Raw genomic sequence first — 22,824 nt, 5'->3', positions numbered from 1 at the left:
GTATTTGAAAAAATTCAGTTCGTGGAAATCCTCAGGCATGATTAATTTGTACCAACTCAGACTTGAGCTGCCTATTTTGAAGCCATAGCCTTTTGCCGTGTTGTTTGAAAATGCATTCTGGTATGGCTGCATTCCCGTCACCATCCGGTGTCCCTGAAATTCAAAGGCGTTAATTCCTTCAAAGGTTAAAAACACCCAACGTGCTGTGGGAGACTGAGTCTGCAGGTTTTTCATATCCGGGTAAAAGGCGGCGTTTTGTTTTAATCCGGTGCGGATTTTATGTTCCAGAGCGGCATAAACCATTAAACTGCACGTCATCACCATCAATAAGGCTTCTATGCGTTCTGGTTTTTTCAGATACAGGGAGGATGTCAGGAATTCCGGGCTTTTCAGGAACCGGAAGCCCCGCTCAACCTTTTGTTGGGCTTTGTAAGTGGAAAGTAATGCTTCCATATCAAGCACACCATTATCCATTTCGTTGGTGGCCAGAATAAACATCCCCACCTTGAGCCTTGCATAAGCAACTTTATCCAGCTGGCTGTAAGCCCGGCCTGAGAGCTGATAATGAACATCAGGCTGTTTATCTTCACTCGGGCGTCCACGGCCTTGATAAGTGACGACTTCCTTAGCCTCAGGCGCATCAATACGGATAAGTTGGCATTCGGATTCAAAATCACACAGGGTTTGTAAGGCATCTGCTTTGCAGGTAAACGTTTTTTTGCACAATTTTTCAAACCGTTTCAGTTCTTTTTCCGTCATCTTAAGTGTGTTTTTCTCGAAGGTCTGTCCTTCACGTTTGGCGGCAGACTCACTGCTGAGCAATAACCACCGCTGCGCCACACCCCCATAGCAGGAGCTTACCCAACATCTCGCATAACCCGTCGGTAACAGGCTGTAGCTGGCTGAGATCCACGCTCAGGAGCTGCTGTTTAGCTTCCTTGACGGTTAAAGGCACCCGGGTAATAAAGAGTTGTTTTTGTTGATGAAGAGAAGATATCGTGTCTTCGCTGTAAAGGGCGGCATCCGCGACAAAGTAACGGCTGTTTTAGGCGGCTTTCAGGCAACGAATATGTTGTTTTGTGAATTCGGCAAAGGCCCTGGCATCGTTGGTATTCCCACTTATCGCTTGCATATAAACGGGTATCCCGGCCTGAGCTCAATGCGCTGAGTGTCGTCCTCTAATGGTGACTTGTACTCGCCATCCACGTGGAAACGGGTGATATCGAGGTGCACAGAATCCGATTTTATACCTAACTTATCAATGACATGTTCAGCAAGTACCTGATAAATTTCTGAAACACCGGCTTCATATAAGGCATCCAGTGTCCGGCCAAGCACATCGTCATTCAGATGCTCTGCATCAATGCCAGGGCCAATTAAACGTTCAATCGGTTTATGCTGAAAAAAGCCGGGAAACATATGCAGTGTTCAACTGTGAAATCCCAGTCCGTTGAGGATCATCGCGAGGAAGGCATCCCCATGAGAAACGGTATGCTCCGAGTGTTTTGGGATGATGGAATCAATCATACGAGGCAAACGAACTTCATGACAAAAAGCAGCGATAATACCCAGATGATCAAGACGTTTAATGACAGGCGCTGGTGTGGACATATTGATTTTCCGGCAAATAAAAGTAATAGATCAAAACTGGAGGCCACCGTCAATCTCATCAACGCAATAAATACACAAAACAGGCGAAAGATCACACTATTTTTAAATCAGGAATTAGGTGCGGAATGACGGTTATAAAAAATAAATCATTAAATAACAAATGGTTATATTTTATTTGTTAATTATTATTAATTTAATTGTTATAATTATTGATTATATTTGTATTATTTGTTATTTTTAATAAACCATTTCTGTAGTTGAAAATATATTAGTTTATGAAACTGTTTTTTAGCATTATAAAAATAAAAGAGGGGATTGGAATTGGGCTCTGAGTTTTGCTTTGTTAAGCATGGTATTGATGTTGATAATAAATTAACAAATGATTTTGAACTTGATGAATTGTTTACTGGAACAATATTGTTTAGTAATACAACAAATATATCAAAGTTTAAAAATGAAAAGCATATTGCTTTTTTAATTGGTAATATATATAACATATCTACCATTAGATCTATTCTTGGGAAAATAGAAGGAAGATCTAATATACTAAGTGATGTTGAAGTAATATTATCAATTAGAGAAAAATTTGGCAACTCTATTATTTCTATAGCAGAAGGAGACTATTGCCTTTTTATTGAGGATAAAAAAGGTAATATAGAGATAATAACAGAGTCTAGAGGATTAAATTTAGTAAATTTAGTACAAACTGATTCTATTTGGATTACTAATAGTTTGAAAATTATTGGTAAAGTAGAAGGGGAAAAAGCTTTTGATTTTAAATCTGAAAGGGAAGTTATTCAAAAATCACTAAGGCCAGATGATTTTTCGCCAATCCGAAATGTGTCCAGATTAAAACCTGGAACAATAAATAGATTAACATTTGACTCACAAAAATATCCTCATTTAGAGATTAAATATCTTACATCTCCTGTAGATGAAAATTCTTTTGATATAAAAAAATGCGTTCTTCTTGATATAATTGATTCAGAATTAAGAAACTCTATATCTAGATTATCTAAAAATAATGAAACTATAGGTATTCCATTATCAGGAGGATTAGATTCAAGCTTGGTTACTGCTTTAGCTTCTCAATATTTTAGTAAAGTAAAAACATGGTCTATAGGAACAGAATTAAGTAATGAATTTGAATTTTCTAAAATAGTTTCTGATCATCTTGGTACAGACCATGAAATTAAGATCCTTAGTGAAGATGAAATTATATCAGGTATAGTGAAATCTATTTATCATAATGAAATATTTGATGGGTTATCTTCTGAGATCCAATCAGGGCTATTTAATATTTATGAGTTAGCAGAGGGAAAAGTTAATTCGTTGATAACAGGATATGGTTCTGACCTATTGTTTGGAGGTATATTAGAGCCTGGTAAATCCTATTCTGAACCAAACAAAATATTGTCTGAGCAGGTTTATAGAACTAAATGGACTGGAGAATTTTCAACTCATGGAGCAGTAAGTTATGGATTGAATGTTTACCACCCATTTTGGACTAATAATCTTATATCTTTATGTAATAATTTGGATCCATACTTTAAAATTAGGGATAATGAGGTAAAAAACATTTTGCGAGAGTATGCTGATAGCATAAATCTTCTTCCAAAAGAAATAGTATGGAGAAAAAAAATAGGTATCCATGAAGGATCTTCCGTTAATAAATCTTTCGCAAAAATTATCGGGACTGAAGTAAATAACTACCAAGCTAAAACAAGATTTAGTTATTCTATATATAAAGAGTTTTTAAAAGGAAATCTATTAATTGAGGAAGCAAATTCAACCAAGTTACGTGAAATTATAAAAAGGAATTAATGTGGTTATAGAAAGAGATTTTAACTCAATTAGAGTAATTATACTTAATCATACGAACAAACATAATCCATTTAACGAAAAGTTAGAAAATTCAATTAAAGAATCTTTAATTAAAGCTGAACAAGACGTGCATGTGAAAGCCATAGTTATTTATGGTGGAAAAAACCGTTCTTTTTCTTCTGGTGGAGATTTCAATGAGGTTAAAAATCTATCAGGAGAAAGTGTAGAAACTTGGATAGATCGAGTAATTGATCTATATTGTACAGTTTTGAAAGTAAATAAACCAACAGTAGCCGCAGTAGATGGTTATGCTATAGGAATGGGATTTCAATTTTCTTTAATGTTTGACCAAAGAGTTATGTCAAATGAAGCTAAATTTATAATGCCTGAATTAAAACATGGGATTGGTTGTTCTGTAGGGGCGGCTATACTTGGTTTTACACATGGTCACAATCTAATGAGAAAGATTGTATTTGAATGTGAAGAGCTTTCATCAGAAGTATGTGTTAAATACAATATTGCAAATCAAGTAACAGATAAAGAAATTCTTTTAGAAACTGCAATTGAACTTGCTAATTCACTTGCAAAGTATCCAAAAACAGCATACTCAAATACAAAAAAATTCATGAATAAAAAGTTCATTGAAATATTAGAAGAAAGTAGGAAGGAATCAAAATTAGTTCATAAAAATTCGTTTGGCTCTAGAGATTCTCAACATCATTTTAAAAAAGTACTTGGCGAAAAATATTAATAAGGATCATTAAATGAATAGTTGTTTACAGTGGTCACCAATAATGAAATCTGGCTTTGGTGCTAAAATAAGTGCAGATGACTTTTTAAAATCTTCTACCGAAGAAATTAAAAATCTCCTTATGAGACAAGGTTTTGTTGTAGTTAATAAAATTAATCTTGATGCTGATGAATTCCGTGATATATATAGTAAATATGGAACAATTGTTGAGTATGCAGATGAAAAAATAGATGTTGGCTTTGGGTATCGTGATACATTGAAACTTGAGGGAGAGAAAGGAAAAATAGTCACTGGGCGTGGACAACTTCCATTTCATGCTGATGGCGGGTTGTTATTATCTCAAGTAGATCAGGTTTTTTTATATGCTGCGGAAATAAAAAATATGAAATTTCGCGGTGCTACTACTGTTTGTGACCATGTTCTTGCATGCAAAGAAATGCCTAAGCATTTATTAAATGTTTTAGAAAATGAAACTTTTGAAGTTCGGGTATTAGAGTATGGTTACTACGTAGATGTATCTCCTACTGGATGGTTTAAAGTTCCTGTATTTACTGACCTTGGATGGGTAAGAAAAATGTTAATATATTTTCCATTCGATGAAGGGCAACCATCTAGTTGGGAACCTAGAATTGTTGGATTTACAGATGAAGAAACAAAGAGATTTTTCACAGAACTTACTCAATTTATGAAAAACCCTCGTTATTATTATAAGCACTATTGGGAAAAAGGTGACTTAGTTATAATGGATAACAGAAGAGTTATTCATGAAAGAGAGGAGTTTGATGACGATAATATCATTCGTCGTCTTTACCGTGGACAAACTGCTGATATTTAAATTATTCCTCCCCCTTCGCAGGAAGGGGTTTTTAAAAAATGCATTAATTGTTAATCATTGAAATGATAAATAATGACAAATAAAAAAGTAAATAACTCATTTAAAGATAAGTCTTTATTGTATTCTAGATACAGTATATCAACCCTTTCTTTGAAATTTTTTGTGACTTTATTATTAACAAATAAAATAACAAGAAATATATCTTTAATGATAATTAGATTCTTCTTAAGCAAGAATAATAAATTTTTTGTTGGTTTTTTAAATGGAGTTTATTTTGGTGGGGAGAATATAGGTGAGGTAAAAAATAATGTGGATTTTTTATCAAAAAATAATATTTACAGTGTATTAGATTATGCAATTGAAGGGGAAAACGATGAAGTCTTCTTTGATAATGCTATTGAGTCTACGCTAAAATTGATTGATATTGCTAGTAAAGAAAAAAACATCCCATATGTGGTGATTAAACCAACCTCGTTAGGATCTCTTCATGTTTATGAGAATAAAATAAAAAATATTAATTTTTCTGGAGAAAATGTCAATTATTGGATTAGAATACTGGAGCGTTATAATAAAATATTTTCTTACGCAGAGCTTAAATCTGTTAGGGTGATGATCGATGCAGAACAGTCTTGGATTCAAGCGGCAGTAGATAAAATCGCAATAGACAGTATGATTAAATATAATAAAACTTTCCCTGTTATAACATTGACAATACAGTCTTATAAAAAAGAATCTATTGAGATCTTGAAACTAATACATAATTTAGCCATTGATAATAATATTAAAGTTGGTGTTAAAATTGTTAGAGGGGCTTACTTGGAGGAAGAAGTAAATAATAAGGAAAGGGCCATTGGAACATTCTTTTCAAAAAAAGAAGATACTGATTTAAATTATAATTTTTTAATTGATTATATTTCAAGAGAAATAGATTGTTTTTATCCTTTTTTTGCAACTCATAATGAAAAAAGTATATCGATTATTTTAAATAAAAATGAATTAAAAAATAGATCATTTTGGGTTGGCCAATTATATGGCATTAGAGATGATATATCATCGAAGTTAGCTTTTAATGGTGTTAAAACATGCAAGTATTTACCATATGGACCAATTGATAAATCATTGCCATATTTATTAAGAAGGATTAATGAGAATGCAGTAGCAACCGATACTTTCATTAAAGAAAACAAAATAATAGCAAAAGAAATTATTTTAAGATTAAAAAGTAAATTAGGGTAATAATAGTATGTTTAAATTAAAAATAGATGACGATACTTTTAATATTTCATCGGATGAAACTATTTTAAAATGTGCTTATAAGAATGGAGTGAAATTAAAATATCATTGTGCTTCTGGGTATTGTGGTAAATGTAAAGTGAAACTTATTTCTGGCGAGGTTAACTTAGAGCACGCGGGTGGTATATCTAGAGATAAAATATCTGACGGTTATATTTTAACATGTTGTTCTTATCCTATGAGTAATATCGAGATATAGAAATGAAAAATAATATTAATTGTATCTTTTTGTTTCTGTGTATAATTATGTCTGGAAATTCATACTCATTTAATGATATTAAACTTAGCTTTGTTGAAGGAGGTGATTTCTATGTTGGTTATGTATTTGGTGTTGAAGATTATGAGAATCACTCTAATGTTAAATTAGATTCATTTTATATAATGAAAAATGAAGTAACTTATTCATTATATAAAGAAGTATATGAATGGGCAATATTAAATGGTTATGAATTTGATGATGGTTGTAATGGAGCATCTTATGAAAATTGTCTTCCATCAGAACAAGATGATGGAAGACATCCTGTGACGAATATAGAATGGTTAGATACTATTGTTTTTTCAAATGCATTAAGTGAAAAATTAAAACTCAGTCCTGTTTATTTGCAAAAGGGGAATGAGGTTATTAAGAAAAAAAATAATAAAGAAGATATTTTTATAAACACAAAAGCTAATGGTTACCGTTTGCCCACATTAAATGAATGGCATGTTGCGGCAAGAGGTGGAAAGCCTGCATTGCGATTAGGAAGATATGGATATTATCATTCTGGGAGTAATGACCCAAAAAAAGTAGCATGGTATCCTGAGCTTAATATAAATAAATTTGGCACGCAGGTAGTAGGTAGTTTATCTCCAAACGATTTAGGCTTATATGATATGAGTGGAAATGTTTCTGAGTGGGTTTATCATATTTCCGATTTTAATGGAATTAAGATGTATTATTTTTGTGGCGGTAGCTATCTTTCTCATTCGAAAACATTATCAGGTTGTGATATGCATAGCTCAAATTATTTTCTTCCAGATGTTGGATTCAGATTAGTAAGGAATTATTTTAATGAAAATTAAATATATTTTTATTTTTATTTTTATTTTTATTTTTATTTTTATTTTTATTTTTTCATTTAATGCATTTTCTTGTAATGGGAGAAAAGTAAATCTAAAAAACGGTTCTAATTTTATAGATTTGAATTCTGATGGAATAAAAGATGTGGTTTTTTATGCTGAATTTGAAAATAACACATCACATCCAAGCAATACTTTAACATTTTTTATAAAAAATGCTAAAGGGAAGTTTAATATAATTCCTCTTCCAAATGATACTGGTTTTACTTGGTTTGATTTTAAATTATCTGCATCTGAAATAAAAGTGCAAGATTACGAACTAAGAGTAAAGAATGGAGTCTATTATATTATCCTTTCAATAAAACAAAAGAAAGGAGATATATTTGAATCATCCCCTATTGAATTTATCATATATAAAATGGCATATAATGATGCAGATGCTGGTATTTCAGATTATTATTGGGCTTATTTTGATAAATTTGTAACAAAAAGAAAATATAAAAGTGTTAATGATGCAATTTCAGAATTCCATGAGGGATGTAATTTATGAAAAATATTTTTTTTATCTTCTGTTTTTTTTCTTTTTTCTGCCATTCAGAAGAATATAATATTTATGTAAATAAGGTACAAGAGGAGATTGATAAAAAAATAAATATGTGTTTAGGAGAAATTGAGTGGCCAGTTTTAAACAATGAAAATTCCATATGGGTCAATGCTAGAATGGAGTCTCTTGTTGATGCTGGATTAGTTAAGTCAAACATGAAAGGAAAGAGTAAGATATGGATTCTTTCTGAATTAGGAAAGAAAGAATTTAATATAAATGGTGATTTCTGTTACGGTAAAATGATGTTGAAAGAGATTTTAAATATCAGTTATGTAGATAAAAAAAGAGGTTTTATAGTTTTTAACTATTACATACAACAATTGCCAGATTGGGCTAATAATAAATCAATAAGATTTGCATATAGTTATTTAGATAACATTATAGCAGGAATTAATAATGAAAGTTATCAAGTCGAATTTGAAAAAACTAGTACTGGAATTATTAAAATAATAAGTGAACCTGTGCAGGTCGAAATTCTTTATTAGTTTTGATTTATTGAGATTATTATGAGATTCCTTTCTATCATACATAAATAAGATAAATTATAACTATATAGATCTTGTGAATACAAGAGAAAGGGGTTGTAAGCCGGACAATGGCATTCGGTTAAACTCTTGCCGGGGCATCAAAAGAGTTCCATCGGGTTCTGGGACGCATAGATTTTTGTGGATAGTGCCTCCCAGGACTCACCCGGTGAGTCATTCCGGCAAGTCCCTCTGAAAGAGCACAATAAAATGATTTTAAATGTTTTTTTATCCCCTGAATCAGCAAAGACAAGTGTCTTACTACGAGAAACAAACCGTTTTTGAAATTCAATTTCTGTTTATTTTCTCTGCTATCAATGCAGTCGCTATCGTTGCCTCTGTGATTAATATCATTTTCCGATATCCTTGTCAGGTTCAGTAATAATATATGCGCCTGGATTTCTTGTTTTACGCCTTTCTCACTCTGTGAATGGAAATCCTCAATGCAAAGGATTGACTTGGACAAGTTATATAACTCTTCTATATTCCATCGATGGTGATATAAATCATGAAAAGCTTCGACTTCATAATATCCTCGTTCAACAAGAGTAGTGGCAAGAATATATTCACCATTTCGATCAATATGCTTTATTAGTCTTAACGTTAAACATGGGAATTCTGAAAGAAGGTTTCTCTTTCTAAGATCTGACTTTACCGCTTCCGATGGCGTATAACTAACAATAAGATCATCTGAATTACTGTCAGAAAAATCTCTAATAGTCTTATTCCTGTTTCCCTCCTGTACTCTGAATACGGCATTCATTTTGAGCCATCTATAGCAAACAGTCGATGTCCTTTCCATGTTTCGGGATGGGTATTATCTTCCCATACAGAAACGATATTTTTGTTTATGGTTTTTATTGCATCATCAGGTAATTTCATTCTGGCTTCGCACATTGATGAAGCCGAGACGGGCTTATGCTGAGGTAACGGTATTTTTTCATGAATGTACTCAGCCCATATTTCATTAATAATATAAGAGTATCCGTGGTTATTTTTCCCTGATATGATTTTCATGAGAAATAGCACAATCAATTTTGTGTCTATTGATCTTTTTCTTTTTTCGCCGAAAATTCCGTCATCCTAAATGCAACCCCGCCACGAGGGCATCAAGGTCAATAATTTTACCCCCACTCTGGAAGGTATAATGCCCGTTCAGCAAAATATGCTGCCAGGCGACGGGGGACATTTGGGTTATCAATGCCAGTGCCTTGATGTTGTCAGTCACTCCCGGTTTACTCAGCAGTCGAGATAAAATCGCTGAGTTATGTTACACAACAGTGTATAGGCGACCACACCCTTGCCCCGGCCAAAATATTTACGCGAGTAGCGGGCTTTCACGGTCGGATGCTCAACACCGAATTTCTGCCCATCGACAGCACCGTACAGGACGTCAAGATCAAACGAATAATGCGGGAAGATCGGCAGTGTCGCAATCGCATTACTGATACAGTCAAGCGCGGCTGTAACGGTTTCAACGCTGACAGAAAATGGCACTGCTTATTAACGAAACGGAGCACATCGGCAATATCGCAGAACGGCAATTGGGAATAAAATGTTTGTTCCTGGGGTTTCCGATTATCTGCCTTTGGCCTGCGCCAATGTAATTTCTGCGTGTCCCTGTCGTACTCCAGATGCTTAAGTTGGCCTTGTTTCAGTTCGCGGTTGAAAACCCGCCATTGTTGATGTAACTCGGATGACAGCGTATCCAGCAAAACATCAAGGGGTTGTTGCAGGAAGGGAATACTCATTTGTGCCAGAACATCACGCTTTTCTTCATTCGAAACCAGTTCATCGGAAAGATGCCGGTGTTGCAGGCTGTCATCAAGATAAAATTCGCCTGACTGAAACCGTTTTCTTATCTGGCGGTACAGCCAGAACTCATAGCGGTCGGCGTACAGATGAACCGGGTTGCCCTCTGTGTCAAATATTAACAGATACGGGCGTAGTCGCTTTGGTAATGTTGCCGTCAGGCATTCGGTAAGGGGTCGTTGTGAAAGACGTTGTTTTTTGGTGAAGATACCTTTAGCCCAGATGGGGGTAGACCCAACAGTCGTGTCATCAGGTCCATGCGTTCATGGAAAATAGCCACGATCAGAGCAGGCGCTCCCTCACGCGGTAGACAGAAGACGTAATGATGTTCGTACCGCCCCATCCGTAGACCCGGAAAAAGCGCACTCATGTCTTTGAACCGACATTCCGCACCCCATTCAGGAATAAAAAGACTCATATAATTGACCCAATATCATCGCTTTGAGTCGTTCAGCAGAGATTTTCGAACATGGGTGATTTTCTTTGGTCCTATTGGCGGCAATGACACCCAAAACAGGAATTAAGTATCTATGTATGATGAATTGTTAATAATCATCTTAACGTGGCATTATGAAATCACTCATGTTTATTCAAGGTAATTGTTGAGGCTATTCATGCCAAAGGATATAGAAAAACAGGAAACAACCCAACATCAGCCGAAAAGGTTATCCAAAACGCCTTTGGAAAAGGGAATTCATCACGGTAAAAAAGCGATTTCCCTGACGGTCAGAGCAGGAAATTATATCCGCAATATTCCTATTATCGCTCACTTTATCCGTGCAACGCTGCGTTTTAATGATCGGATGGGTAATCAGTTTGGCGCGGCAATAACGTATTTTTCCTTCTTATCACTTATTCCAATCCTGATGCTCTCTTTCGCCATTGCGGGTTTTATTCTGGCCTCTAATCCTGATTTGCTGGCAAAACTGATTAATGGTATCGCCAACAGTATTAGTGATCCGACTCTTGCCAACACGCTGAAAAATAGTGTCAATACGGCAATTAAACAACGTACTACCGTGGGATTAACCGGTTTGGCAATTGCGCTGTATTCCGGTGTGAATTGGGTCAGTAATTTACGTCAGGCCATTCTTGCACAATTCCATCCTGTCTGGGTGCGAAATCAAGAAGATAATGAGAAAATCTATTTTAAATATTTTCGTGATGCTATTTCTCTGATTGGGCTATTATTAGCGCTGGTGATCACGCTATCACTGACCTCTATCGCAGGCTCCGCCCAAGCAACTATTGTTAAGATGTTAGGGTTAGATGGCATTGAATGGCTACGTCCATCCTGGGTCCTGATTGGATTAGCCATCTCTATTTCAGCCAACTATCTGCTTTTCCTATGGCTATTCTGGGTGTTACCACGCCACCAGCCAGAACGTAAAGCGCTATTGAAAGGAACATTGATGGCCGCGATAGGCTTTGAAGTGATCAAATATATTATGACCATGACGTTACCACGCCTCGCCAATTCTCCCTCTGGTGCCGCATTTGGTTCTGTTATCGGCCTGATGACATTTTTCTACCTCTTTGCCCGCTTAACGCTATTCTGCGCTGCCTGGATAGCCACCGCGGATAATAATCATAAAAATACCGAATAAATGTGCCCAGGCAGAGCGATCTGCTAATAATAACCCGATGAATAAGGAGCTGTTTATGCCGTTTGTTAATATCAGAATTACCCGTGAAGGTGCTACAGCAGAACAAAAGAAGCAATTAATTGAAGGTGCTACTCAGTTACTGGCCGATGTATTGGGAAAAAATCCGGCGACAACTTTTGTCATTATTGATGAAGTCGATACTGATAATTGGGGAATCGGCGGTAAGAATGTGACTGAACTTAGAGCTGAGGCTAAAAAGTAGCCTCCAATGATGAAGGGCGGTATTGTCCGCCCTTTTTGTTGCCTAAGAAGCTTTTGCCTCAGGCTTAGATATCGGTGGTTGTGCCGGAATATCAACCTTATCCTTATGTGGTGTCAGCGGCATAATCTGATTAAAGCTGTTTCTTAACTGGTCGACATCTATCTCCGCTTCCCCTTCCGGTTGGATCAGAATAAATGCAACCTCTTGTGAAAGGATCTGCTTCAACTCACGATTAAGCATTTCAGGGGTCAAGGAAGCTAAAAATGCTTGCCTCAAACGCTGATACTGCTCAGGGGCGATATCCACCACATTGCTCTGTTGGGACAAAAGACGCTGATTAATCAGAATATCCGTACTGGTATGACCATACATGGCAAACAACTGGCCGAGTTGTGCTTGTTTTTGCGCATATAGCTCATCAAATTGTCCCTTCGGCAATCCTTTATCGCGTAGTGTGGCCAATTCAGCCGCCAGATACTCCATTGCAGGTTTTAAATTACCGGCTGCCGTGTTGAGATTCAGGGCACAACTCGCACGATGATACTGGACTTTACAATCCAGCCCCAATTTCAACGCTTTATCATTTTTTCTTTCCAACCCAAGTTGCAGATAGCGATAAAGTGCCTCGCGGGTAATATCACTAATCCAATAGTGATTAAGTACATACGAATCATTAATCGGCTGCCAATTGAGATCCCAAATCAAGGATAAAGTATCTTCTTTCTTTTTATCGCTGATAATCCCTATGGTCTCCGGTTTCATTGGCGACAACGCGGCAATGGTGGCCGGAGTATGGCGTTTACCTTTCAATGATGAAAACGCTAGATTGATATTTTCCGGCAGAGTACGGCTATCTACATGTCCCGCAACGTATAACGTCATCATGTCAGGGGTATACCACTGCCGGTAAAACTGCTTAAGCTTCTCCAAATCAATAGGTTGAGGCGCGTTTTGTGCCGGATCGTGCCCTAACAGCGTTGAACCTTTCAAACGTCTACGCCACACGGGATCTTGTATATCTGGTGGATAGGTTGCAACGGATGTATCAGCCATTTTCATGGCATGTTGTAGAGTCTCAGGTGTAAATACCGCTTTGCCCGCTGCATCAGCCAACCAGTTCAACGCGTCTTTTAGTAGTTCAGGCCGATTATGTGGCAAGCTCAAGCTATAGAGTGTGAAATCATATGAAACAATAGCTGGAGGCAGTGGGTATTTTGGATCAATAGCACTGTTCCATAACTGCTCTAATTTGGTGGAAGATAAACTTTTGCTACTAAAAAGCACGACTTTCGGAATCAACCAGGTATAACCCGTTTGTTGGGTTTTCTCCGCCAGTGACCCTGTTTTCACGACCAGGCGCAACTGTATTCTGTCGTTAGGACGTTGTGGCGTCTGCAAAATTTGCCAGTTAAAACCGTTTTCCAATTTACCTTGTTTCCAGGCAGGGTCAGGCTGCAAGGCTTCTGCCTGCGTCTGGCCCGCAACTGCCAGCATTATCCCACCAATAAAATAACGAATTTTCGTACCCTGCATGTGAACCCCTATAAATGTCTATCCTTGGTTTTAGCCTTCGAAGGTTTAACCATTGATGACAGAATATGTTCCCTTCGACCAATAATAACGGTAGAAAAAGCAAAAACCTGAATTTTAGCAGGCGAAATCCTGTCAGGATTATAACTGAGGATTAGACCTCAAACCGCCATGAATGGTTTCATGATGACGGAGGTTTATGCTTATTAAATTGACGATTATATCCCCTGATCAGCATACCCAGTTCATCATCCTGATGGTATTTAGGGCAAGCCATTGGCTCTGATGGTTGATCGTTATTAAGATCCCGCGCAATGTCTCGTAATGGGTGCACAACAATCCGGTTGATACACCAGCTTATCGACACCGTAAGGATAAGGGCCAGTAATAAATAAGTTGTCAGCATCAGTGCCAACGTATTAATGACAAAACGATATACTCGGTTGGAATCCACTTGCAAAATCAGATGCCCTAGCGGTTTAGCATCTGTCGATACTGAACCATAAACATGAAGAGGAATACTCACTTCCACAGGTATCCCAAAAACACGTTTAGCCAGTTCGGGGATTGAGCGATGGGTAGCAAAGCTCAATCGTATCACCCGGATATCCTCCGGTAACACCACATCCGCACGTCCTAAAATACCGACAGTGCGCAGCCCTATCAGCAACTCTTTTGCTTTACTGAGATCGGAATTAAGTAGTGCTTCCGTTAACGGTGCCTGTACCTGAACTGCCGCATTATTAAGCTGGCTGACATAATCATCTTTACGTTGCTGTATAAAATGACACAATTGGATCGTAATAAAAATAGCAATGGTCACCAGCGTGACGCCGGTCACTGCGGCCATCTGTTTAATGGTTAACGAACGTTTGACGCGCAATTTCATTTTCACTTAAACCAATGCCTGTGGATATCGCAGTTATAACACGTGATCAATGGAATTGAGTATACTTGATTTTATCGCTAGCGATCCCGTTTCACTTATCCAAGTCGTTATTTTTCTGAAATAATTGCCTTTGGCAGCAATCAATGACCATCAGAAATATAAGTAAATATTTAAATGGTGATAATGACTAACCCATTATCACCAAAGATGTTTTATTGAATAATTGCTAACCAATTATTCCACCGTAACATTTTCATCCTGATCAACTGCAAAACAAGCGATCAGTTGATCACCATATTGATTCAATTTTGGCTGAAACTGAGTACAAATGCTAAGTGCCCGGCGACAACGAGCGGCAAATGCACAACCGGGCGGTGGATTCATTGGGCTTGGTAATTCGCCGGTCAATTTTATCCGTTCACGGCGTAATTCAGGATTCAGCCTTGGCGTTGCTGATAATAACGCCTGTGTATAGGGGTGACGTGGATGACTGAAAATCATCTCCTTACGGCCTTTTTCCACACAACGACCAAGGTACATCACCATCACTTCATCAGCGATATGTTCAACCACAGACAAGTCATGGGAAATAAAGACATAAGAGAGCCCCAACTCTTGTTGTAAGTCCATCATCAGATTCAACACCTGTGCCCGCACCGAGACATCCAACGCAGAAACCGGTTCGTCCGCAATCATCACATCCGGGTCCAACATTAGGCCACGAGCAATCGCAATCCGTTGGCGTTGACCACCGGAGAACATGTGCGGATAACGGCTGTAGTGTTCGGTTTTTAGCCCCACTTTTTCCATCATCTGCAACACTTTCTCTTTACGTTCCTGTGCGTTCAACTTGGTATTGATCCGCAGAGGTTCCTCTAGGATCTGCCCAACTTTCTTACGCGGATTAAGTGAACCATAAGGATTCTGAAACACAATCTGGATTTTCTGACGACGTAGCTTTTCAGAATCTTTATTGGGCACCAGCAGATCTTGCCCCTGATAATAAAGCTCCCCGTCGGTTGGCTTTTCAATCATCGTCAGCAATCGCCCCAGCGTGGATTTACCACACCCCGATTCACCAACAACTGCCAACGTTTTTCCCTTTTCCAATTCGAAAGAGACCCCATCCAACGCTTTTACCGTTCTAGCAGGTGAAAAGAGTCCCCCTTTAATCGGATAATATTTTTTCAGATCTGTCGCTTTTAATAATGGCACAGTGGATATTTTCTGCGCCGGATAAAGATACTCACTCATACTGTCGGCCTCCCCGCATCATCCAACGGTATATGGCATTTCACCTGACGTTCTCCTACCGTTCTTAATTCCGGTTCCACCTGACGACAATGGTCATTTGCATATGGACAACGTGGATTCAGTAAACACCCGATAGGCCGGTCATATTTCCCCGGCACAACACCCGGTAAAGAAGCAAGACGGGATTTATCCGTAGCAAATTCAGGTAATGCCCGGAGCAACGCCTGAGTATACGGATGACGTGGTGCCCGGAAGATTTCCGATGCCTTGGCGGATTCCACCACCTGCCCGGCATACATCACAATAATGTGATGAGCGGCCTCTGCAACCAATGCCAGGTCATGGGTGATTAATATTAGCGCCATATTTTCCCGTTGTTGCAACTCCAACAACAGTTCAATAACCTGCGCCTGAATGGTGACATCTAAAGCGGTTGTCGGTTCATCAGCAATCAGTAATTTTGGCCGGCAAGCAATCGCCATTGCGATCATGACCCGTTGACTCATACCACCCGATAATTGGTGCGGATACACATCCAGACGCGATGCAGGATCAGGGATACCGACCAAAGTCAATAGATCAATTGCCCGCTGGCGGCGAGTACGACGATTGCCACCTTGATGCACTTTCAGCGCTTCCATAATCTGAAACCCAACGGTATAACAGGGATTCAAGCTGGTCATCGGATCTTGGAAGATCATTGCCACTTCCGCACCAACCAGTTGGCGACGTTCTTGTTCGGAAATTTTGGTCAGATCACGCTGGTTAAATTCCAGTTTGTCAGCCATCACTCTACCCGGATAATCAATCAATCCCATTACAGCCAATGAACTAACCGATTTACCTGAACCCGATTCTCCAACAATCCCGACAACCTGCCCTTGCTCCACCCGGTAACTGATGCGATCAACAGCGCGGAATGGTGCCTCTTCGTCTCCGAAGTGAACTGATAATTTTTCTACATTTAACAGTGCCATTTCGCCACCTCACTACTGCTTGAGTTTAGGATCAAGTGCATCACGCAAACCGTCACCCATCAGGTTAAACGCCAACACTGTCAGCAGAATCGCCACCCCGGGGAACGTCACCACCCACCAGGCACTTTGTGCAAACTGCAATACATCAGACAGCATTGTCCCCCATTCCGGCGTGGGTGGCTGCGCCCCCATCCCCAGAAAACCCAAAGCAGCCATATCAAGAATGGCATTAGAAAAACCCAGAGAAGCCTGCACAATCAGTGGCGCCAGACAGTTAGGCAGGATATTGATAAACATCTGGCGCATGGAACCCGCTCCCGCCACCTGTGAAGCCGTCACATAGTCACGGTTAACTTCTACCAACACCGCAGCGCGAGTTAAACGGATGTAATGTGGCAGAGACACAAAGGTCAACGCCAGTGAAGCATTGACAATGGATGGCCCAAATATCGCCACCAGCACCAAAGCCAGCAACAGGCTTGGCAATGCCAGCATAATATCAACGATACGCATGATGATAATATCCACCACACCACCGAAATAACCCGCCAGCACTCCCAGAACAACCCCCATCAACAGGGATAGCACCACCACCAGACAACCTACCAGCAATGAAAGCCGAGCGCCGTACATCAGACGTGAAAGTAAATCACGCCCAACATCATCAGTACCCAGAATAAACTGCCAACTTCCCCCTTCCTGCCATGCCGGTGGCGTCAGCAAAGAATCGCGGAACTGTTCAGCCGCACCGTGTGGGGCAAGCACCCCAGCCAACAGAGCAACCAACAACATCAGCACAATATAAACCAAGCCAGCAACGGCCCCCTTATTGCGCTTAAAGTAATACCAGAACTCCTGCATCGGCGTCATAATCTTAGGCGCACTGTTTGCAGGCTCAGTCACTTGAGACATAATGTGCTCCCTATTTCTTATGCCGGATACGCGGGTTAACGATGCCGTATAACAAGTCAACTATCAGGTTAACCAAGATGATCATGATCGCCACCAGTAATACGCCTCCCTGAACCACCGGATAATCCCGGCGTTGAAGGGCATCGATCAGCCAGCGTCCAAGCCCCGGCCAAGAGAAAATAGTTTCAGTCAAGATAGCCCCCGCCAGCATAATGCCCACCTGCAAGCCGATAACGGTGACAACCGGCAGCAATGCATTGCGAAGCCCATGGACCACAATCACACGAATACGACTCAAACCTTTAGCGCGTGCAGTACGGATATAATCTTCACCTAGTACTTCCAACATAGAAGATCGGGTCATACGGACAATCACCGCCAGTGGAATCGTCCCCAAGACAACGGCAGGCAAAATGATATGCATCACCGCATCTTTAAAATCACCAGTTTCACCCCAGAATAGTGTGTCGATTAGCATAAAACCCGTTAGCGGATAACTGTCATCAAGGAAAACACTGTCGCTTATCCGACCAGATACCGGTGTCAGATCCAACTGAACAGAAACCAGCATGATCAACATGATCCCCCACCAGAAGATCGGCATAGAGTATCCGGTTAGAGAAATGCCTATCGCAGTATGATCAAAAACAGAACCTCGCTTTACTGCCGCCAGGACACCAACAGGAATACCGACAGCAATAGCGAACAACATCGCGCATATCCCCAGTTCAAGAGTTGCCTTGAAACGGGGAACAAACTCTTCCCACACAGAGATACGACTTTTCATGGAGATACCAAGATCACCATGTAACACATTACTTACATAATGAAAGTATTGCTGCCAAAGTGGTTTATCCAACCCCATTTCGGCCATTAGCTGGGCATAGCGCTCAGCCGATATTCCACGTTCCCCGGCCATAATGGTCACCGGATCGCCGGGGATCATATGGACAAAAGCAAAAGTCAGTAAAGTAATGCCAATAAACGTTGGGATTACCAACCCCAGACGTCGGAGTATGAACTGCAACATATCCCGAACTCTCTTTCTTTAAATGCCGGTTACAGCTCTCAGGCCGTTTGGCTTGATAAGGGGGAGGACTTTCCCCCTTTGGCTCACAATTTAATCAACACCTTAAGTCAGAACAGGATTATTCGAGAGACACGTTGCTGAAAATATGTCTGCCTAGAGGATCAACGACGTAACCTTTGACCTCTTTACGGATAGGTTCATACACCGTGGAATGAGCCACAATCAGGGCCGGAACCTGTTCGTGCATCACAACCTGAGCCTGTTTATAAAGCTCAACACGTTTAGCATGCTCAGCAACGATTCGGGCTGGCTGAATAACATCTTCAAACGGTTTGTAACACCATTTAGAGTAGTTGGAACCTCGCTCTTTGGCTGCACAGCTAAACAAAGTTGCGAAGAAGTTATCTGGATCACCATTGTCTCCCGTCCAACCCATCATGACAATTTGATGCTCGCCATCTTTAGCTCGCTTTAAATATTCTCCCCACTCATAGCTGACAATTTTGGCCTTAACACCAATTTTTCCCCAGTCAGCCTGGACCATTTCAGCCATACGACGGGCATTCGGGTTGTATGGACGCTGTACCGGCATTGCCCACAGATCAATGGTAAAACCACTTCCCATCCCTGCTTCTTTTAGGAGCTGTTTCGCTTTTTCTGGATCGTACTGATAATCTTTAAGATCATTGTCGTAACCCCACATGGTTGGTGGGATCAGATTTTTGGCTTTCTGACCCGCGCCCTGATAAACCGCTTCAACGATAGCGTCTTTATTGACTGCCATCGTCAACGCTTGACGAACTTTGACGTTATCCAATGGCTTTTTAGTGACGTTAAAAGCGACATAACCGACATTCAGGCCAGGCTGTTCCAGCAAAACGATATCTTTATCCTGTTTCATGCGGGCAATATCCGCCGGATTTGGATATGGCATGATCTGACATTCGTTTTTCTGCAATTTTGCATAACGAACGGATGCATCAGGAGTAATAGAGAAAACTAGCCGGTCAATTTTGGCTTTATCTCCCCAGTATTCTTTGAAGGCTTTATACAGAATGCGAGAATCTTTCTGATATTGCACCAACTGGAACGGGCCTGTACCAATCGGATTTAGATCGACTTTCTCTGGCGTACCGGCTTTCATCATCTTATCTGCATATTCTGCTGACATAATAGAAGCGAAATCCATACCTAAATCAGCCAGGAATGGTGCTTCCGGGCGGCTCAGTTCAATCCGCACAGTATAATCATCTACTTTTTCAACCTTATTGATCATCTCACTCATACCCATGCCAATGAAATATTCATAGCTGCCGCCTGACACCTTGTGGTATGGGTGGTTTGCATCTTTTTGCCGCATGAAAGTGTAGATCACATCATCAGCATTAAATTCTCGGCTTGGTTTGAAGTCTTTGCTATCGTGCCACTTAACACCTTTGCGCAGATGAAAAATGTAAACTTTACCGTCATCGCTAATATCCCATTTTTCAGCCAGGCTCGGGATAATTTCAGTTGTACCTGTTTTGAACTCAACCAAACGGTTATACAGTGGTCTGGAGCTGGCATCATAAGTTGTGCCAGCGGTGAACAGTTGTGGATTAAAGCCTTCCGGTGAGCCTTCGGAACAGTAAACCAATGTTTTTGCCTGAACGCTGGCGGTGACTGCCAATGCAACTAAGCTGACCCCTAGCTTCAATAACTTCGCCCCTTTAGAGAAAGTTGTCATTTTCTTGCACTCCATTTGTGGTGGTGTTGTGTACAGTCAGAATCTGCACTTTCTGTCAGAAACTGCGCTGTTTAGGTTTTGTTTATTATTTTCAGCTTATCAATTAAACAACTGTTGTCTCTTGCGTCAATAAGATCTCAACAGATGTCATAAACAACAGGAAAACACAAAGGAAACTAATAATTAACATAGTTAGCACAAAAACATGACAGCGAGCACATTTTATAGACAAAAAGACCATAAAAAGACCATGACTACAGGATTAATCGCTATTAACCTGTGCGCAAAAATTGTGGTTGTTTGATTAATTAGTAAACGATTATTTCAGTGAAAAAGATGATAACTGGCATAAAATGCTGTGCGCCGAATAAAGTCGGCACCTGAAAAGTAAGTCAAATAAATATAACATTAATAATATAAATAAATACAAAAACCTGTTACTAGTTTATCTACTTTTCATCGCTTCTGGTTTCATTAATGATTAACTAGTAAATTAATGACCGTTGTCATTATCAGATCGCTATTAATACTATTTACCATCGTCTTACCATCGTCACACAGGATAGCGGCGAACTATTTTGTCTATTTATACCTCATTATACCCTTTTGTCTTTTTTATCTTGCTCACTCCAAGAATAATTAATAAAGAAACTATAACCGAAGCTGCAATCAAACTTTCAACAGAAAACGCTATGCGTGAATCAAGATATTGAAAAAGAATCGTAAATACAGGTATCAGTAAAAATAATAAAGAGATATGAAGGGGAGTAATGGCATTAATTGCCTTCAGTACGAGATAGATTGGAAGTAAGTGCCCGACAGCAACAAGAATCAACATCGGAAGAATCAGATCAATATTCAAACTAAGAGAAACATCGGATAGTGAAATATAACAAAATGAAAGTATCACCATTAAGATACTTCTAACAGACAATATCTCATATGTTTGCCATTTTTCCTTGAATAATTTCTTAGAAGAAATAGTGTATAATACCGTTCCTACAGCACCAATTATCACACTAACAATACCAATAATCCTATCCTGAGTTGAGGTTGATGATAATCCACTATTTCCTAAAAATGTATTCACTAGCATCACACCTACCCCAATGAGAACTAACCAAGATATGACGACTTCTAATTTTTCTGTTTTTGCCTCATCTTTATCGATAAAAGATGAAAGGAGGATTGTTATCGCAGGGCCACAAGCCACTGAAGCGACACCCACTATTGCAGGCTCAAGAAAACGTAGCGAAATGATTAATCCCCCCCAATTTAATAGAATTGAGATATTAACAATTAACACCAATAAGGTGTTCTTGCGGACCTTCACAATTAATTGATCAATCCCTTTGAAAATACTTATCATCATAAATAATAAAGTAGATGATATAAAGCAATAAAAGATAACAATAGCTGAATTTATCGATTGTGTTAAATACGCCACAAACACATCAAATGCTGCACTGATGAGGCAAAAAATAACCCCATATATTACGCCATTATATGAAGACATATATCACCTATTATTCTATACCCGTCATCTTTCAAGTTGCCTCTTTGTTGGCTGCGCTCGCTCACCCCGGTCACATAGTTACCTATGCTCCCAGGGATTCGTTCCCTTGCCGTCGCGATGCATCTTGAAATCCATAGGGTATATATTCCTATCTTTATGTCTACTTATAGAATTTTGATATTCACACTTCGAAAATACTCGATTACCGTTTATTTTAAACTTATTAATTTCGAGTAAAACTGTGCTGCCTATGTCATTTAATTTCACATTTACATTCCATTTGATGTTCATAGAAGATAATATTCATACACCATTCTTATGTTTTTTCAAACAAGTCATTTAATGAATGAGAGATATTCCTCAGATAAACAAACCAAGTCTTATTTATCATAAAATTAATGTTATAAAGATAACATTAAATACCATTGATAGTAATTAAATGTTATTTTTACACCATGTCATCATTAGTATATACGTAACTTTTATACAGGAATTATTGGCACAAAAGATTCAACAAACCTCAAGTTAAATAGCGGAATTTGTATATGTTTTTTTAATTATTTTTTCTTTAACTATTGAATTTATCTACCAAAGCGGATAATTTTACGGGCGAATCATATCGACGTAAAGTTAAAAATACAGCATTAAACGTTGTTGTCCGAACAACCTTCTTATTAGAAAATGCAGTCTTGTCCTCAAGGGTGACGATGCATTTTTATATCCGATTTTCTTCTCACTTTTTCAACAGCAACCTGAATTGATAAAGACTCATTTAACATCAATTCGTTTATCGGCTCGAAATGTGATT

General features: G+C 39.0%; 21 protein-coding genes and 2 pseudogenes. 10 read left to right on the top strand and 13 right to left on the bottom strand.

Annotated features, from left to right (window positions below; all coding sequences use genetic code 11):
- Positions 1 to 114: 114 nt before the first annotated feature.
- Positions 115 to 1,611 (bottom strand): annotated as a pseudogene (locus VY86_RS24095) (IS1634 family transposase); the annotation flags it as partial.
- Between the two features lie 321 nt (positions 1,612 to 1,932).
- Here VY86_RS24095 and cpmA point away from each other — a divergent pair.
- From cpmA to VY86_RS09580, 8 genes are all read left to right on the top strand, one after another.
- Positions 1,933 to 3,435: a carbapenam-3-carboxylate synthase gene (cpmA, locus tag VY86_RS09615; RefSeq protein ID WP_046974797.1), complete on the top strand. Its 1,503-nt coding sequence runs from the start codon at positions 1,933 to 1,935 to the stop codon at positions 3,433 to 3,435.
- 1 nt (position 3,436) lies between these two features.
- Entirely contained in the window at positions 3,437 to 4,186 is a 750-nt protein-coding gene (gene cpmB, locus VY86_RS09610) for a carboxymethylproline synthase (protein ID WP_023045189.1), read from the top strand.
- A gap of 13 nt (positions 4,187 to 4,199) precedes the next feature.
- Positions 4,200 to 5,021: a TauD/TfdA dioxygenase family protein gene (locus tag VY86_RS09605; RefSeq protein ID WP_023045188.1), complete on the top strand. Its 822-nt coding sequence runs from the start codon at positions 4,200 to 4,202 to the stop codon at positions 5,019 to 5,021.
- Between the two features lie 72 nt (positions 5,022 to 5,093).
- Positions 5,094 to 6,257: a proline dehydrogenase family protein gene (locus tag VY86_RS09600; protein WP_023045187.1), complete on the top strand. Its 1,164-nt coding sequence runs from the start codon at positions 5,094 to 5,096 to the stop codon at positions 6,255 to 6,257.
- 7 nt (positions 6,258 to 6,264) lie between these two features.
- On the top strand, positions 6,265 to 6,513 hold the full coding sequence (gene cpmE / locus VY86_RS09595; protein WP_046974796.1) for a carbapenem biosynthesis protein CpmE: 249 nt from the start codon (positions 6,265 to 6,267) through the stop codon (positions 6,511 to 6,513).
- Positions 6,514 to 6,515: 2 nt separating this feature from the next.
- Complete coding sequence (locus tag VY86_RS09590; RefSeq protein ID WP_167630895.1) at positions 6,516 to 7,376, top strand: formylglycine-generating enzyme family protein; 861 nt, start codon at positions 6,516 to 6,518, stop codon at positions 7,374 to 7,376.
- Positions 7,366 to 7,923, top strand: a complete 558-nt coding sequence (locus VY86_RS09585) for a carbapenem self-resistance protein CarG family protein (RefSeq protein WP_046974795.1) — start codon at positions 7,366 to 7,368, stop codon at positions 7,921 to 7,923. The genes VY86_RS09590 and VY86_RS09585 overlap by 11 nt, the downstream gene beginning before the upstream one ends.
- Positions 7,920 to 8,462, top strand: a complete 543-nt coding sequence (locus tag VY86_RS09580; protein ID WP_023046562.1) for a hypothetical protein — start codon at positions 7,920 to 7,922, stop codon at positions 8,460 to 8,462. Before VY86_RS09585 ends, VY86_RS09580 begins: the two co-directional genes overlap by 4 nt.
- 121 nt (positions 8,463 to 8,583) lie before the next feature.
- Here the strand turns inward: VY86_RS09580 and VY86_RS09575 are convergent, their stop codons facing one another.
- The 4 genes and pseudogenes from VY86_RS09575 to VY86_RS24630 all read right to left on the bottom strand — a co-directional run.
- A complete protein-coding gene (locus VY86_RS09575) occupies positions 8,584 to 9,264 on the bottom strand; it encodes a transposase (RefSeq protein ID WP_046974794.1) in 681 nt (226 codons plus the stop codon).
- The gene (locus VY86_RS09570; protein ID WP_046974793.1) at positions 9,261 to 9,518 is read right to left on the bottom strand and encodes a hypothetical protein; all 258 of its coding nucleotides are present in this window, start codon (positions 9,516 to 9,518) and stop codon (positions 9,261 to 9,263) included. The genes VY86_RS09575 and VY86_RS09570 overlap by 4 nt, the downstream gene beginning before the upstream one ends.
- Before the next feature lie 61 nt (positions 9,519 to 9,579).
- Positions 9,580 to 9,729: a hypothetical protein gene (locus VY86_RS26490; RefSeq protein WP_387695699.1), complete on the bottom strand. Its 150-nt coding sequence runs from the start codon at positions 9,727 to 9,729 to the stop codon at positions 9,580 to 9,582.
- Positions 9,730 to 9,770: 41 nt separating this feature from the next.
- Positions 9,771 to 10,534 (bottom strand): annotated as a pseudogene (locus tag VY86_RS24630) (Tn3 family transposase); the annotation flags it as partial.
- Positions 10,535 to 10,927: 393 nt separating this feature from the next.
- On the opposite strand from VY86_RS24630, the gene yhjD reads away from it, so the two are divergent.
- Together yhjD and VY86_RS09545 are read left to right on the top strand one after the other, a co-directional pair.
- Positions 10,928 to 11,920 (top strand): inner membrane protein YhjD, encoded by a 993-nt coding sequence (gene yhjD / locus VY86_RS09550; RefSeq protein WP_046974790.1) that lies wholly within the window; start codon positions 10,928 to 10,930, stop codon positions 11,918 to 11,920.
- A gap of 55 nt (positions 11,921 to 11,975) precedes the next feature.
- On the top strand, positions 11,976 to 12,182 hold the full coding sequence (locus tag VY86_RS09545) for a 2-hydroxymuconate tautomerase family protein (RefSeq protein ID WP_011144704.1): 207 nt from the start codon (positions 11,976 to 11,978) through the stop codon (positions 12,180 to 12,182).
- Positions 12,183 to 12,224: 42 nt separating this feature from the next.
- Here VY86_RS09545 and VY86_RS09540 read toward each other — a convergent pair whose 3' ends face one another.
- From VY86_RS09540 to VY86_RS09505, 8 genes are all read right to left on the bottom strand, one after another.
- Positions 12,225 to 13,715, bottom strand: a complete 1,491-nt coding sequence (locus VY86_RS09540; RefSeq protein WP_046974789.1) for an insulinase family protein — start codon at positions 13,713 to 13,715, stop codon at positions 12,225 to 12,227.
- A 178-nt stretch (positions 13,716 to 13,893) separates the two neighbouring features.
- Complete coding sequence (locus VY86_RS09535; protein ID WP_046976796.1) at positions 13,894 to 14,601, bottom strand: HAMP domain-containing protein; 708 nt, start codon at positions 14,599 to 14,601, stop codon at positions 13,894 to 13,896.
- Positions 14,602 to 14,835: 234 nt separating this feature from the next.
- The gene (gene dppF, locus VY86_RS09530) at positions 14,836 to 15,855 is read right to left on the bottom strand and encodes a dipeptide ABC transporter ATP-binding subunit DppF (protein WP_046974788.1); all 1,020 of its coding nucleotides are present in this window, start codon (positions 15,853 to 15,855) and stop codon (positions 14,836 to 14,838) included.
- Positions 15,852 to 16,832, bottom strand: a complete 981-nt coding sequence (gene dppD / locus VY86_RS09525) for a dipeptide ABC transporter ATP-binding protein (RefSeq protein WP_011144700.1) — start codon at positions 16,830 to 16,832, stop codon at positions 15,852 to 15,854. The genes dppF and dppD overlap by 4 nt, the downstream gene beginning before the upstream one ends.
- A 12-nt stretch (positions 16,833 to 16,844) precedes the next feature.
- Complete coding sequence (gene dppC / locus VY86_RS09520; protein ID WP_046974787.1) at positions 16,845 to 17,744, bottom strand: dipeptide ABC transporter permease DppC; 900 nt, start codon at positions 17,742 to 17,744, stop codon at positions 16,845 to 16,847.
- A 10-nt stretch (positions 17,745 to 17,754) separates the two neighbouring features.
- Positions 17,755 to 18,774 carry a dipeptide ABC transporter permease DppB gene (gene dppB, locus VY86_RS09515; RefSeq protein WP_046974786.1) on the bottom strand — a complete coding sequence of 340 codons (1,020 nt, stop codon included), beginning with the start codon at positions 18,772 to 18,774 and terminating at the stop codon, positions 17,755 to 17,757.
- A 118-nt stretch (positions 18,775 to 18,892) separates the two neighbouring features.
- Positions 18,893 to 20,500 carry a dipeptide ABC transporter periplasmic-binding protein DppA gene (gene dppA, locus VY86_RS09510; RefSeq protein WP_046974785.1) on the bottom strand — a complete coding sequence of 536 codons (1,608 nt, stop codon included), beginning with the start codon at positions 20,498 to 20,500 and terminating at the stop codon, positions 18,893 to 18,895.
- A 586-nt stretch (positions 20,501 to 21,086) separates the two neighbouring features.
- The gene (locus VY86_RS09505; RefSeq protein ID WP_046974784.1) at positions 21,087 to 22,016 is read right to left on the bottom strand and encodes an EamA family transporter; all 930 of its coding nucleotides are present in this window, start codon (positions 22,014 to 22,016) and stop codon (positions 21,087 to 21,089) included.
- Positions 22,017 to 22,824: the final 808 nt, after the last annotated feature.

The organism is Photorhabdus thracensis, assembly GCF_001010285.1.
GTDB lineage: Bacteria > Pseudomonadota > Gammaproteobacteria > Enterobacterales > Enterobacteriaceae > Photorhabdus > Photorhabdus temperata.
The sequence above is the reverse complement of the archived record's forward strand: the minus strand, read 5'-3'. Positions and strand labels throughout refer to the sequence as shown.